The 13,468-nt window shown below is 62.9% G+C and carries 17 protein-coding genes; 16 read left to right on the top strand and 1 reads right to left on the bottom strand.

Features of this window, described 5'->3' with window-relative positions; genetic code table 11:
• The first annotated feature begins 10 nt into the window (after positions 1 to 10).
• The 16 genes from ACV4UY_RS04500 to ACV4UY_RS04575 all read left to right on the top strand — a co-directional run bounded on the left by ACV4UY_RS04500 (position 11) and on the right by ACV4UY_RS04575 (position 11,969).
• On the top strand, positions 11 to 196 hold the full coding sequence (locus tag ACV4UY_RS04500; protein WP_491606453.1) for a hypothetical protein: 186 nt from the start codon (positions 11 to 13) through the stop codon (positions 194 to 196).
• A gap of 134 nt (positions 197 to 330) precedes the next feature.
• Positions 331 to 564: a hypothetical protein gene (locus ACV4UY_RS04505; RefSeq protein ID WP_491606512.1), complete on the top strand. Its 234-nt coding sequence runs from the start codon at positions 331 to 333 to the stop codon at positions 562 to 564.
• The gene (locus ACV4UY_RS04510; protein WP_491606454.1) at positions 548 to 1,681 is read left to right on the top strand and encodes an ABC transporter permease; all 1,134 of its coding nucleotides are present in this window, start codon (positions 548 to 550) and stop codon (positions 1,679 to 1,681) included. Before ACV4UY_RS04505 ends, ACV4UY_RS04510 begins: the two co-directional genes overlap by 17 nt.
• Positions 1,678 to 2,355: an ABC transporter ATP-binding protein gene (locus ACV4UY_RS04515; RefSeq protein WP_491606455.1), complete on the top strand. Its 678-nt coding sequence runs from the start codon at positions 1,678 to 1,680 to the stop codon at positions 2,353 to 2,355. The genes ACV4UY_RS04510 and ACV4UY_RS04515 overlap by 4 nt, the downstream gene beginning before the upstream one ends.
• Entirely contained in the window at positions 2,356 to 3,354 is a 999-nt protein-coding gene (locus ACV4UY_RS04520) for a hypothetical protein (RefSeq protein WP_491606456.1), read from the top strand.
• A gap of 102 nt (positions 3,355 to 3,456) precedes the next feature.
• On the top strand, positions 3,457 to 3,954 hold the full coding sequence (locus tag ACV4UY_RS04525) for a TlpA family protein disulfide reductase (protein WP_491606457.1): 498 nt from the start codon (positions 3,457 to 3,459) through the stop codon (positions 3,952 to 3,954).
• 70 nt (positions 3,955 to 4,024) lie between these two features.
• Positions 4,025 to 4,222 carry a hypothetical protein gene (locus ACV4UY_RS04530; protein WP_491606458.1) on the top strand — a complete coding sequence of 66 codons (198 nt, stop codon included), beginning with the start codon at positions 4,025 to 4,027 and terminating at the stop codon, positions 4,220 to 4,222.
• Positions 4,223 to 4,307: 85 nt separating this feature from the next.
• Entirely contained in the window at positions 4,308 to 4,544 is a 237-nt protein-coding gene (locus ACV4UY_RS04535; protein WP_491606459.1) for a hypothetical protein, read from the top strand.
• A complete protein-coding gene (locus tag ACV4UY_RS04540; protein WP_491606460.1) occupies positions 4,541 to 5,209 on the top strand; it encodes a hypothetical protein in 669 nt (222 codons plus the stop codon). Before ACV4UY_RS04535 ends, ACV4UY_RS04540 begins: the two co-directional genes overlap by 4 nt.
• A complete protein-coding gene (locus ACV4UY_RS04545; RefSeq protein ID WP_491606461.1) occupies positions 5,196 to 7,724 on the top strand; it encodes a heavy metal translocating P-type ATPase in 2,529 nt (842 codons plus the stop codon). The genes ACV4UY_RS04540 and ACV4UY_RS04545 overlap by 14 nt, the downstream gene beginning before the upstream one ends.
• Positions 7,717 to 8,400, top strand: a complete 684-nt coding sequence (locus ACV4UY_RS04550) for a sulfite exporter TauE/SafE family protein (protein WP_491606462.1) — start codon at positions 7,717 to 7,719, stop codon at positions 8,398 to 8,400. Before ACV4UY_RS04545 ends, ACV4UY_RS04550 begins: the two co-directional genes overlap by 8 nt.
• 54 nt (positions 8,401 to 8,454) lie before the next feature.
• Entirely contained in the window at positions 8,455 to 9,069 is a 615-nt protein-coding gene (locus ACV4UY_RS04555; RefSeq protein WP_491606463.1) for a nitrous oxide reductase accessory protein NosL, read from the top strand.
• Positions 9,066 to 9,584: a nitrous oxide reductase accessory protein NosL gene (locus tag ACV4UY_RS04560; RefSeq protein ID WP_491606464.1), complete on the top strand. Its 519-nt coding sequence runs from the start codon at positions 9,066 to 9,068 to the stop codon at positions 9,582 to 9,584. The genes ACV4UY_RS04555 and ACV4UY_RS04560 overlap by 4 nt, the downstream gene beginning before the upstream one ends.
• Positions 9,581 to 9,835 (top strand): hypothetical protein, encoded by a 255-nt coding sequence (locus tag ACV4UY_RS04565; protein WP_491606465.1) that lies wholly within the window; start codon positions 9,581 to 9,583, stop codon positions 9,833 to 9,835. The genes ACV4UY_RS04560 and ACV4UY_RS04565 overlap by 4 nt, the downstream gene beginning before the upstream one ends.
• Before the next feature lie 179 nt (positions 9,836 to 10,014).
• A complete protein-coding gene (locus ACV4UY_RS04570; protein WP_491606466.1) occupies positions 10,015 to 10,332 on the top strand; it encodes an STAS domain-containing protein in 318 nt (105 codons plus the stop codon).
• A 551-nt stretch (positions 10,333 to 10,883) separates the two neighbouring features.
• The gene (locus ACV4UY_RS04575; RefSeq protein ID WP_491606467.1) at positions 10,884 to 11,969 is read left to right on the top strand and encodes a KamA family radical SAM protein; all 1,086 of its coding nucleotides are present in this window, start codon (positions 10,884 to 10,886) and stop codon (positions 11,967 to 11,969) included.
• A gap of 70 nt (positions 11,970 to 12,039) precedes the next feature.
• Here ACV4UY_RS04575 and ACV4UY_RS04580 read toward each other — a convergent pair whose 3' ends face one another.
• Positions 12,040 to 13,467, bottom strand: a complete 1,428-nt coding sequence (locus tag ACV4UY_RS04580) for a sigma-54-dependent transcriptional regulator (protein ID WP_491606468.1) — start codon at positions 13,465 to 13,467, stop codon at positions 12,040 to 12,042.
• Position 13,468 lies beyond the last annotated feature (1 nt).

The following is a 13,468-nucleotide window of genomic DNA, read 5'->3' on the forward strand; positions in this document are numbered from 1 at the left end:
GGAGTCACGCATGAAGTCGCCCTCGCCATCCGTTACGCGCCACAAGCCGATTTCGTTGGGCTCCTTGTTGCTGGGTACGGGGCTGACCCTGACCGCGCTCATCCTGATACCGGCCATGGCCCAGCGCTGGGGAGTGGGCGCCGGATTGACCGGAGCCTTGCGGGTGGCGGCCACGCGCGCGGCACAGAAAGTATGATCCCCCCTTTCGCATCTCGACGCGGAGGCGTGAAAATCGACGCCCGCAGACCGGCACGCACGGTGGTCCGGCTGGGAGCGGTCGGTCTGATCGCCTTTGGCGCCACCCTGCTGGACAGCTTCGGATGGCGCGGTATCCATCACGACAGCGCCGCGTCGCGGCAACTGGTCGAAAAGCTGCTCCTCACCGATCTGGCCCTGTTCACCGAAGCCCGCTACACGCGCCACATCACCCAGGCGGATCGTCACACCCCGTTTCAGGATCATCCCGTGGCCCTGGAGCACTTTCCGAGCGGTTCCCTGGTGCAGCCGGCGCGGATTCCGACGTACGATGCGACAAGCGAGGGCGATGATGTCCCCGTGGATTGAGCGTCAGGCGGCCTTCATCGACCATGCGGTCCGCGCCATGGGCCGACGCCGCGCCCATCAGATCGGGCTGTGGCTCGTCTACACCCTGCTGGTGTTCCTGCTCGCCTCGGTGATGCTGTTTGCGCACGCCCTGCGTCACGAGGCCCGTCAACTGCTGCGCGATGCCCCAGAGCTGGTGGTGCAACGCATGGAGGGGGGACGACACGCGCTGCTCTCCGCAGATCATCTGGAGCGTCTGCGGGGCATCCGGGGCGTGGGACGACTCTTTCCCCGGCTTTGGGGGTATCATTATGATCCCATCTCCCGCGCCAACTACACCCTGATGACCCCGCACGACGATCCGCCGCCACCCGGTCGGATGATCATCGGCGCCGGTATCGCCCGGGTGCGCGGGTTGGCGGTCGGGGATCTCTTCTCCTTGAAAGGGGGCGATGGACACTCCCGCTCCCTGACGGTGCAGGGAACCTTTTCGGCGGCCTCGGAGCTGATCAGCAGCGATCTGATCCTGATGAACGAGGCGGATCTGCGCCCCTTGTTGGGTATCCCGGAAGGGTGGTACACCGATCTGGCCCTGACCGTGGCCCAACCCCGCGAGGTGGGCAAGGTGGCCGAGAAGGTGCTGCAACGCCTTCCCGAAGCGCGTCCGATTCTGCGTGCCGAGCTGTTGCGCACCTATCACGCCCTGTTCGACTGGCGGGAGGGGATTCTGCTGACGCTGTTGAGCGTGGTGCTCCTGGCCTTCGTGATCCTGGTGTGGGACAAAGCCAGCGGTCTGGGCGCGGAGGAGCGCCGCGAGATCGGCATTCTCAAGGCGATCGGCTGGCAGACCGGCGAAGTGCTCGCCATGAAGCTCTGGGAGGGGGCGATCCTGTCGTTGAGCGCTTTTCTGGTGGGGTATGTGCTGGCCTATGTGCATATCTTCGTGGCCCCGGCGCCGCTTCTGGCCGCCATGCTCAAGGGGTGGGCGGTCCTCTATCCGGCATTCGTCCTGCCGCCGCGCGTGGACGGCTTGCAGGTTCTGACCCTGTTCTTTTTCACGGTCTTCCCCTTCATCGCCGCCATGATGATCCCGGCCTGGAAGGCTGCGGTGACCGATCCGGACGCGGTCATGCGATGATCCAGCTCGAAGGGGTGCGCAAGATCTTCAACGAGGGGCAACCGAACGCCTTTGCCGCAGTCGATGGCATCGATCTGGCCATTCGTTCCGGCGAGGTGACCCTGTTCACCGGCCCCTCGGGCTCGGGCAAAACCACCTTGTTGACCTTGATCGGCTGTCTGGCCAGACCCAGCGAAGGGCGTATCCATCTCGACGGCAAACCGGTCTCCGGGTTGCCGGAACGGTTTCTCACCGACTTGCGCCGCACCACCTTCGGGTTCATCTTCCAGCGCTTCAACCTGATCCACGGTTTGAGCGTGTTGGAAAACGTCATCCTGCCGGCAGCTCCCCTGGGGATTCCCCGGCAGCAGGTGATACGCTCGGCCCTGGAGATTCTGGAGCGGCTCGATCTCACCCGCCGGGCCGACAGCCCGGTGGCGTGGCTCTCGGGAGGCGAGGCGCAACGTACCGCCATGGCGCGCGCCCTGATCAACCGCCCGCGCGTGGTGATCGCCGACGAACCGACGGCCAACCTCGATTCGCGACTGGCCGGCGCGTTTCTTGAGATCATGGCGGAATTGCGCGCCGAGGGGCATACGGTGCTGATGACCAGTCACGATCCGCTGGTGGTACGATCGCCGGTGGTCGAACGGGTGGTGATGCTGCGCGATGGTCGCATCGTGGAGAGCGGGTGAATGATCTTTCAACCCGCGATCCTGGCCTTGCTGTTCGCCGACCTGGTGGCCATCCTGCTGCTGGGCTGGACCCTGGTGCTGGCCTGGCGGGTGGTGCGCCACTGGGACGTGAACCGATCCACCGCGTTGCAGGTGCGGCTGGAACGGCAGACGGTGCTGGCGGGCGCCCTGGTCTCCTTCGCCTGTCTGACCCAGGGGGTGTCGCTGCTGCTGCTGGTGCATACGGCGGATGCCCTGTCGGAACTGTTCACCGGGGCGATGTGCGCGGTGGGCACGCTGAATGCCGCGCCGGGGGGATTCATCGCCCTCGATCTGCGCATCGGCCTGTTTTTCCTGGCCGCCGCCTGGCTGGTGGTGCATCTTCTGGATGGGCAGTGTCCGGATTATCCGTTGACACGGGCCAAATTCGGCCTGCTGCTGGCGGTCCTGCCTCTGGCTCTCCTGGCGGCCTGGTGGCAGGGGTTCTATTTCCTGGGGCTCAAGAGCGATGTGATCACCTCGTGTTGCGGCGGACTGTTCGATGCGCGCGGGGAGAGCTTCTCCTCCGAGTTGAGCGGCTGGCCGGTGCGGCCCGCCATGTGGGCGGCGGGAATCTCCTGGCTCACCTTTACCGCCGCCGCGGGTCGGGTGGCCCGCTCCGGCAACGGCGCGCGACTCCTGGCCCTGCTGGCCGTGATCAACCTGCTGGTGACGGAGGCGGGCGTGGTGTCGTTCGTGTCGCCGTATGTCTACGAACACCCCAACCACCACTGCCCGTTCTGCCTGCTGAAAGTCGATTATCAGGCCATCGGTTATGGGATTCATGGGCCTCTGTTCCTGGCCACGGCCTTGTCTTTGGGTCTGGGCATGACCGCGCACTTGAACGCAACGCGCGACATTCCGGATCCGGCGCGGCCTCTGGCCCGTCGCCTGGCGCATGTCGTGATCCGGTTGTCCGGATTGCTGGCGCTCGTGCTGGTTTGGGTGGTGCAACGCTCGCACCTGCGTTTGATGGAGTGACGGATGAAAGCTGAAACGTGCCTGCCGAGGGGAGAATCCCCTCACCCCCCGACCGTGGGCCTTCCTGTCGGGCGTGCCACGACAAAACGATGGATGATGCGGATGATCACCACCGTCCTGCTGGCCGGATCGCTGGCCGGATGCGAAAAAGCGCCGGTGCTGGCCAAGGGCGATCCCGCCCCCCCGTTCAAACTCGAGGCGTTGCGCGGCGAGGCGCTCGCGATTCCCGAGGGCGTGACCGGACATCCGGTGGTGGTGCGTTTCTGGGCCGACTGGTGTCCCTCCTGCCGTTCCGAGATGGCGGTGCTGGAAAAACAGTACCAACAGCGCAAGGAGAAAGGATTGCGGGTGGTCGCGGTCAACGTCGGACAGGATCGCGCCACGGCGCAACGCTTTGCCGACGAATTCGCGCTCACCTACGACGTGCTGCTGGATGGCTCCTCCCAGGTGGCGCGTCGCTACGGGGTGAATGCATTGCCGATGACCTGTCTGATCGGACCGGACGGAAAGATCGTCAACAAAATCATCGGGGAAATCGACGAGAAGACCCTCGCCGGCCAGTTGGACCGACTGATGGAACCCGCCGTGCGGGGGCGCTGACTTGATCCGAAGGCTCATCCGGTTCATGATGGGCTCCAATCCACCTGATTGTTCGGGGGAGAAACGTGCGATGTCCGTTGCATCCGCTCTTTGCCATCTGTGTGGATTGCCCCTGCCCGCCGACCCGCCCGCCGTGCGGACGGACGACGGACGGCTGTTCAGCTTTTGCTGCGACAGTTGCCGACAGATCCATCAGATGCTCAATCCGGGAACCACGCCCATCGGGCACAAAGGCGGACAGGCCCGCGCCCCCGACCCGGACCCCTGACGCATCCCGCATGCATGCCGGCGGACAGAGGGACGCGGACGACGCATACCGATCATCACTCACTTTAATCTATGAAGGAGCCATCATGGCCATCAGCCCCTCGTTTTTCCGTCATCCCCTGGTCATGTTCGCGCTGGGCGCGGCCACCGGTGTCCTGGCCTACAAATACCGCAAGGAGATCGCGGGCGCCGTCTCGCGCGCCAGCGACGCGGGCCGCGATTTCATGCTGCACCAGAAAGAGTCCCTCAACGACCTGCTGGAGGAGGCGCGCGAGGCCGAAGCGACGGGCAACACCCCGGCCACGCCCCGCCACGATTCATGAGCGATCCGATGGAGCTGTTCTCCCAGGTGGCGGTGCGCCATCGGGGTGAGGGGCTGTTGCGACTGGAACTCCCCCCCTCCCTGCGCCATCCCGCCGTGGGACGCTATCTGACCGCCGGTCTGCGGGCCGGCTTCGGGGTGCGGCGCGTGGGATTCGATCCGGAGGGCGGACGGCTGGCGATCCACTATCTGCCCACCATGACCGATGACCGACGGATCGCCCGACTGCTGGCCAAACTCCTGGTCCGTCTCAAGTCGCCGTCGTCCGTCTCCCCGGCCCCGGTCCGCGCGCCGAGCCCCCTCGGCACCTCCCGTCCGTCGATCTCCCGGAGCCTCAAGGAGCGACTGTTGGCCATTCCGGCGCTCAAGAACACCCTGGGCCGGATCCCGCTGTGGCGCGCCCAGGCGCTGGTGATCCGACGCATGATCGGTCAGCAGATGGAGAACCGTCCGGCGTTGCAGATCTTCGGCAAGCGCCCGGAGACCGCGATCATCCATTTCATCAACGAAATGGTGACCTTCTACCTGATCCGCGTCCACTGGGACCGGATCACCAAGGTGTGGTTGCGCCACCCCCTGGGCCACTACAAGGAGTGGCTGGCCCTTGGTTACCTGGTGTTCCTGCTGGTGCGCTCGCGGCGGAGTGAGGACGATGACGACGCCTGATGATGCCCGTTTCGCGGTGGCGCATCGGCTCAACCGGCGTCTGCGGGTGGTGATTCCCGGATTGCGGCGGGACGAGGAGCGCTGCGCGCTGATGGCGGTGCTGCTCATGAAACACTCCGCCATCCGCCAGGTGCGGGTGACGGCGCGCATCGGCTCCCTGGCGATTTATTTCGACCCGGAGTCCATGGCCGAGGCGTGGCTGTTGCGCCTGCTCGGCGGGATGCTCGCCCAGGTGGTGGCCGCGCGCTTGTCGTCGGCGGTCGACATCGCACCGGTCGATCCCGACGCTCCGGCGGCAAGCGGGGCCTGCACCACCCTGGCGGTGGAGGGGATGAGCTGCGCCTCGTGCGCCATGCTGATCGAAATGCGTCTGCGGCGCCATCCGGGCGTGACACGGGCCCAGGTCCATTTCGCCACCGGGATGCTGGAGGTGGCGGGCCGACTCGACCGGGGCGAGGTGGCCCGCGTGGTGAGCACGTTGGGCTATGCGGTGCGCCCGCTGGACACCCCGACCCAGCGCCGGCTGGTGATCGAGCGGGAACGGCAGCTTCTGGCGCAAGCGCGGCGACGCCTGCTGCTGGCCGCGGCACTGACCCTGCCGGTGGCGGTGCTGGGCATGCTGATGCCGCGCGGTTGGGGCTGGAAAACCGTGGAGTTCCTGCTGGCCACGCCGGTGGTGTTCGGGGCCGGGGCCTCGATCTTCAAGCGGGCCTGGCTCCTGGCACGCCAGGGCAGCGCCAACATGGACAGCCTGATCGCCCTGGGCGCCGGTTCGGCCTATGTGTACTCGGTGCCGGTCTGGCTGCGCGGCGGGCATCATCTCTACTTCGAGGCCGCGGCCAGCATCATCACCTTCGTGCTGCTGGGACGCTATCTGGAGGAGAAGGCCAAGGGCAAGGCGGGCGATGCCATCCGACAACTGATGGAACTGCAACCCGAAACCGCCACCCGGATCCTGCCGGACGGTCGCGAAGAGTTGGTGCCGATCGATGCGTTGCGGGTCGGCGAGCGAATCCGCATCCGGCCCGGCGAACGGATCGCCGCCGACGGGGTGGTGGTGGCCGGCGACTCCTCGGTGAACGAATCCCTGATCACCGGCGAAAGCCTGCCGGTGGGCAAGTCGCCGGACGACAAGGTGGTGGCCGGATGCATCAACGGCGCCGGCTCCTTGCAGGTCGAGGTGCGGGCCGTGGGGGCGGATACGGTGTTGGCCGGCATCATCCATCTGGTGGAGCAGGCGCAGAACAGCCGGTTGCCGGTGCAAAAACTGGTGGATCGGGTGTCGGCCCGCTTCGTGCCCGGCGTGCTGCTTCTGGCCGGCATGACCGCCCTGTACTGGCTGGGGCGCGGCAGGCCGGTCGGCGTGGCGTTGACCAACGCGGTCTCGGTGCTGCTGATCGCCTGTCCATGCGCGTTGGGACTGGCCACGCCGACGGCGATCATGGCCGGAACCGGACACGCGGCCCGTCGCGGGATCTACATTCGCGGCGGCGAGAGCCTGGAGATCGCCTCGCGGTTGCAGGTGGTGATCCTCGACAAGACCGGCACCCTGACCGCCGGCCATCCGCGGGTGATCGATTTTCACACGCTCTCGCCCTGGTCCGATGCGCGAATCCTGACCCTGGCGGGCAGTGCGGAGTTGCCGTCGGAACACTTTCTGGGGCGGGCGGTGGTGAACCATGCGCGCGCGCTCGGTCACGCGCTGGAAAATTGCGAAGCCTTTGTCGTCCATCCGGGACAAGGGGTGGAGGCGCGCGTGGCGGGCCGGTCGGTTGCCATCGGCAATGCCGCCTGGCTGGCCGAATCCGGAATCGATACCGCGCCGTTGCAGGCTGACGCGGATCGCTGGGCCTCGCAGGGAATGACGCCTTTGCTGATGGCCGTGGATGGCGCGGCGGCTGCCGTGTTCGCGGTGGCCGATCCGGTGCGCGCCGATGCGCGCTTGGCGGTGCGACGGCTGCGACAGATGGGGTTGCGGGTGGTGATGGTGACCGGCGATCTGCACGCCACGGCCCGGCATGTGGCCGAGCGGGTGGGAATCCGGGAGATCCTGGCCGAGGCCCGCCCCCATCACAAGGTGGCGGTGGTCCAGCGGCTCAAGGCGGCGGGGTTGCGGGTGGCGATGGTGGGCGACGGCATCAACGACGCGCCGGCTCTGGCGGCGGCGGATGTGGGCTTTGCCATGGGCAGCGGCGCGGACGTGGCCATGGAGACCGCCGGCATGACTTTGGTGGGGGGTGAGCTGTTGAAACTTCCCGAGGCGATCCTGCTCAGTCGCCGAACCCTGTCGGTGATCCGGCAGAATCTCTTCTGGGCCTTGATCTATAACCTGGTGGCCATTCCCGAGGCGGCAAGGGGCCGACTCAATCCGATGATCGCCTCGGCGGCCATGGCGATGAGTTCGGTTTCGGTGGTGTTGAGCGCGTTGCGGCTGCAACATGGGCCGCCCGAGGAGATGGAGAACGGTAGCGAGGAGGAAGAACAGGCCGCTTCCGGGAGCGCGGCGCATGGCTGAGATTCTCGTGATGGCGTTTCTGGCCGGCCTTTTGGGCAGTGGCCACTGTCTGGGAATGTGCGGCAGTCTGGTTTCGGCCTTTTTCATCCGTTTCGTCCCCTCCGAGGCCCGCATCGGCGCCATGATCGCCTACCATGGCGGTCGCATCGGCATGTATGCGCTGGTGGGACTCCTGGCCGGCGCCCTGGGGATGGCGTTGACCTCCACCGGCATGATCGGCAAGGTGCAGGGGGTGTTGCAGATCGTCGTGGGCGTGGTGGTGATCGCCCTGGGTCTGGATCTGCTTGGTTTGAGCTGGTTTCGGGTCAACTACGATTTCTGGCCGATGAACCGTCTGTATCGCTTCTTCCAGCGGGCAGGCGAAAGCGGACCGGTGAAGGGGGCCTGGATCGGCGGCATGATCAACGGTTTGATGCCCTGTTCCCTGACGCTCGCCATGGCGGTCAAGGCCACGGCTGCCGAGAGCGCCGTGACCGGTGGCGCGTTGATGCTGGCCTTCGGGATCGGCACCCTGCCGGCCATGCTGTTCGTCAGCACCCTGTTCGGACGGTTGGGCGCCACGGTGCGCGGCTATCTGCTCAAGGCCGCGGCGTTGGTGGTGATCGTGCTGGGTGTGGGCACCCTGATGCAGGGGGTGGCTTATTTCAATGTCATGCGGCATCTGGCGGATCATTAGCCTGCTTTTTTTTCAGTTTCATTCACACCCCTTTTGACCTGGAGAACCCTCTTCATGAATACGAGTCGTCGTCAATGGATCCTGGGTACGCCGTGGCTGGTGGGCGCGGCGGTGGTCGGTGGGTTGATTCCGGAGGCCGAAGCCTCCGCGTGCCCCACCGACGGCACCCCGGAGCAGTTCACCCCGAAAAAGCCCAGGGATCCCAATCCTTTGGACAATGAGCTGGAAAAATATCCCACCTGTCCCTATTGCGGCATGAATCGGCGTGAACACCACGCCAGCCGTCATCTGATCCACTTCGAGGATGATTTGGTGGATGGGGTCTGTTCGTTGCATTGTGCCGCAATCAGTCTGGCGATCAATCTGGATCGCGGTCCCAAGGCGATTCATGTCGCCGACTTCGGCGGCAAAACCGAACCGCGCCCCCTGGTCGAGAGCGACAAGGCGATCTATCTGCTAGGCTCGACGATCAAAACGGCCATGACCACCCGCGGCAAACCCGGTTTTGCCGATCGGGGCGTGGCCGAGGCGAGGCGCAAGGAGCAGGGCGGGGAACTGGTGACGTTCGAGGCAGCCCTGACCGCAGCCCATGCCGATATGGCCAAGGATACCGTGGCCATCCGCAAACGCCGCATGGAACGACGCCAGAAAACGGGTCAGGGCGGATGAAACAGCGGATGGAGAGTCGCTCCTTTGTGCCGATCTGGCTTGCCTTGATATTCTGGATCGGCGCCTGGAACGCCAGCGCCGGAGAGTCCCCAGCCGACCGGGAAGTTCCGTCTGGGGCGAAATGCCCGGTGTGCGGCATGTTCGTCGCCAAATATCCGGAGTGGGTGGCCCTGGCGCGCTGGTCGGATGGTACGGTACATTATTTCGATGGCGCCAAGGATCTGTTCCGGTTTCTGGCCAATCCGGAACGCCATGCGCCCGGACGCGATCCGGCGGGCCTCGGGGAACTGTACGTGACCGACTATTATGGTCTGAAGCGCATTCCGGCCCGTTCGGCCTGGTATGTCGCAGGTTCGGACGTGCATGGTCCCATGGGACACGAATTGATCCCCCTGGCCCATGAACAGGAAGCGCGGGAGTTCATGCAGGATCACGGAGGACGGAAACTTCTGCGCTTCGAACAGATCACGACGGACCTTCTGTCCGCCTTGGATAAAACGGGAGATGCACCATGACTCAAGCCGTGATGACGGTGGAACGCGTTCCAGCCAATCGGAAGCGTCGGGATCGACAATGGGCCAAGGTGGGCATGGGCACTGCCCTGGTCACGCTGGTCGGCACCGCCCTGATCGGCGGACGCGTCCTCAAACAGGTGCATCTGGTGTCCGGGGTGGCCCTGCTGGGATTCACCCTGTGGCACTGGCGGCTCAATCGACCCGGAACCCGTCCCGGAAACGCCGCATTCCACACGGATCGGACGGTTTGAATGGGCATGGCGATCTTTTTTTCTTGCAAAATTTAAAATATGGTAGAAAATGGAGCCCATATTCGTCAAATATGAACCGTGCCGATTCCATGCATTGTGTCTGGAAACGGCACGGTGGATAGATGATGGTCGGTCGATCTTGGGTTCTGATTGATTTTTGTTGTCAGGAGATGACTATAATGGCGCAATTGAATGTGGAAATGATTAACAATTCTGCAAAGATTGAACTTCCAGAGGTGTTTGATTACTATCTGATGGAAAAGTTTTTGAACAGCTCAAAATCTTTGTCCGAATGCGAATCCATCGTGATAGACTTCAAGTACACAAAATACATCGATTCGCCAGCAATCGCCACCCTGTTCCGTTTGAGAGAACTGGTCAAAGAGAGAGATTGCATCAAGATCATCAACATCAATCGTACCATTTACGATCTTCTCACGATAACAGGTTATGTTGGGCTGCTGGGAGAAGGGAATTTTGACAACATCACCGCCTAGACTCAGGCTCGTCCAACCACGGAACACGCAATAACAAACCTGCCTGGGGGGAGCCCCGCCCCCCCCCGATCGTGGACCTCCCTTGCGGGCATTCCACGGTAAACCTGCCTGATGGGGCGAACCCCCACCCCCCGATCGTGCTCCCCTTGCGGGAACGTCTTGCCAGCCCCAAAAAATCACCAACCGATAAGCCTCAACCCGGACCGGGACTCCCGTCCTGGTCTTTCCGCTCCCGCGCACGCCATGCGGCGATCACGATCCGTCAAGGCACGGAACCGGTTCCCGGTATCGGCAAAGGGTGCCAACCCTGCAGCAACAACAGATCAGATATCCGCCCGCACTGTTGCACGCCCAAGGGTTTTCCGAACCGATTCCATTGCATGCATGCAACACGATCGGGGGAGAAAACGGCAAAAAATCGTTATAAACTATTGAAATAAATGCATTTATACCAATATGGCCCACATTCTGCAATTTTTAATGAATCCCAAGACCATCCAAACCGCACCCATTCCCCCACCGGGGTATGGCCCGTGACGAAAGGATTATCCATGAACAAGCAAAACACCTCCGCAATCGAAGCCTCAAACCATCGCCACGGAACTGCCGCGCATCCCGTACATGCCATGTTCGGCGTTTCCAATCAAGATTCGTTTCTATCCAACACCTATTATCTGTCCCTGATCGATTGGGGCAACCCGGCGGATCCGATTCGTCGTCTGGTGATCCCTTCCGAACAGGAGCATGAGGCGTGGGGAAGCGAGGATCCTTCCAACGAGGCGCAGTACATGCCGATATGCGGTCTGGAACACAAATATCCCAGCACGGCTCTGATGCTGATCTCGGACCGTTGCGCCAGCATCTGTCGCTACTGTTTCCGCAAGCGGATCTTTCAAGATGACCATTCGGAGAAGGTTCGCGATTATGATCAGGTTTTCGCCTATCTTCACCAGCACGAGGAGGTCAGCAACGTGTTGCTGAGCGGCGGCGATCCGTTGATGCTACCCACCAGAAAACTGGATCGACTCTTGACCCGGTTGCGTGCCATCGACCATATCGACATCATTCGCATCGGCAGCAAGATGCCCGCCTTTTTGCCCCAACGCATCCTGAAGGATGATGAACTCCTCAAGGTGTTGAAACGGCACTCCATGCCGGAAAGGCGGATCTACCTCATATCCCATTTCACCCATCCGCGGGAATTGACTCCCGAAGCCTTGGCCTGTCTGGACCGTTTGACGGCCAGTCGTGTGATCATCTTGAATCAATCCCCATTGATACGAGGGATCAACGACAAACCAGAGGTACTGGTCCAACTGTATCGGCAACTGGCGGCTACGGGTGTTCAGCCCTACTATTTGTTTCAGTGCCGGCCATCCAGAGGCAACCGACATTTCACCGTGCCCCTGGAGACCGGTTTGCAAATTCTGAATCAGGTGCAGGTGGAATGCTCTGGACTGGTCAAAAGAGCGCGATATGTCATGTCCCATCACACGGGAAAAATCGAGATGGTCGGACTGACCGACACGCATATGATCCTCAAATACTGGCGCGCGGCCAAACGGGAAGACAGCAACAGAATCATGACGTTCAGAAGGAATCCGCGCGCATGCTGGCTGGAGGATTACCAATCGTGAGCCGGGCATGACCCGCTTTCTCCGGCGGCGCGCGCCTGGGGGTGATCAAAGGGGCGGTTCCAGCAACCCGTCACTCAGGGGCGGGTTCGTCGGTTGGATGCAAGGTGTTCTCGGGTTCGGAGCGCCCGTGAATTTTCTTCAATCGACGCCACAAGGAGACCCGATCCATTCCCAGGACGCGCGCCGCCTCACCCTGGTTGCCTTGCAACTGCTTGCAAACCCAGAGAATGTAGTCACGTTCCATCTGTTCCAGCGAGGGATAGGCGCCCTCCTGGAGCGATGCGAACATTCCGACGGGTGCGCGCTCCTCCAGAAAGGAGGGCAGATCGCTCACCTCCACCTGATCACCAGGGGCGAAGGCCACGGCGCGCAGAATGATGTTTTCCAGTTCGCGAATGTTCCCGTGGAAAAGGTGACCGCTCAACCGATCCAGCGCAGGCCGTGAAATGCCCGTCACGGAGCGCTGCAACGCCTTGGCATGCTTGTCGATGAAGTGTTGAGCCAGCAGAGGCAGATCTCCCAACCGGCAAGAGAGGGGCGGAAGATGAAACTCGATGACATTCAACCGGTAATAGAGATCGCGGCGGAATTGGCCGGCTTCCACCGCGGCGCGCACATCCCGATTGGATGCGGCCATGAAACGCACATCCACGCTGACCGGGCGGGTCGAGCCCAGGCGCAACAACTCCTTCTCCTGGATCACCCGCAGCAGCTTCACCTGCATGGATAACGACATTTCGGTGATCTCGTCGAGAAACACGGTGCCGCCATGCGCGGTTTCCAGCAACCCCTTGCGATCGCGCACCGCGCCGGTGAACGCTTCCCGGACGTGGCCGAAAAGCTCGTTGGTCAAAAGCTCTTCCTGAAACGCACCGCAGTTGATCGCCACGAAGGGTTTGGAGGCACGATTGCCCATGTCATGAAGATATTTCGCCAGGATCTCCTTGCCCGTTCCGGTCTCTCCCGTGATCAACACCGGCAGTTCGAGCGATGCCGAGATGGTCGCCTGCTCCAGGATCTTCAACATGGCCGGATCCCGCGTGATCAGCGACGTGGCGAGCGATCGTCCTTGCGTTGGGGATGGTTTGGCCCGGACCTCTCCATCCGCCACGCGTCTCGCGAAGGCATGGGTGATCGCCTCGCGCAACTCCTGGGGTCGGATCGGTTTGATCAGATAGTGAAACGCCCCCAGTCGCATGGCTTCCACCACGGAGTTGACGGACACGGTATCGGAAATGAGAATCAAGGCGCATGCGGGACACAGGCGCAAACAACGACGCAGGAATTGACTCGCGTCCATGGGGTCGAGCCCCAGATCGGCGAGAATGACCTGAACCATCCGCCCGGTTCCACGGGCGGACTCCTCCAGATACCGCAAAGCGGCGGCGCTTCCAGGTGCAACCGCGACAGGATGCCCCTCCTTGCGCAGAATGTGTTCGAGATTCTGCACGGCCATCTTGTCGCGATCCACGATCAGTATCTGCGCGGCTTCCGACATG

The organism is Candidatus Magnetaquiglobus sp. (assembly GCF_058402785.1).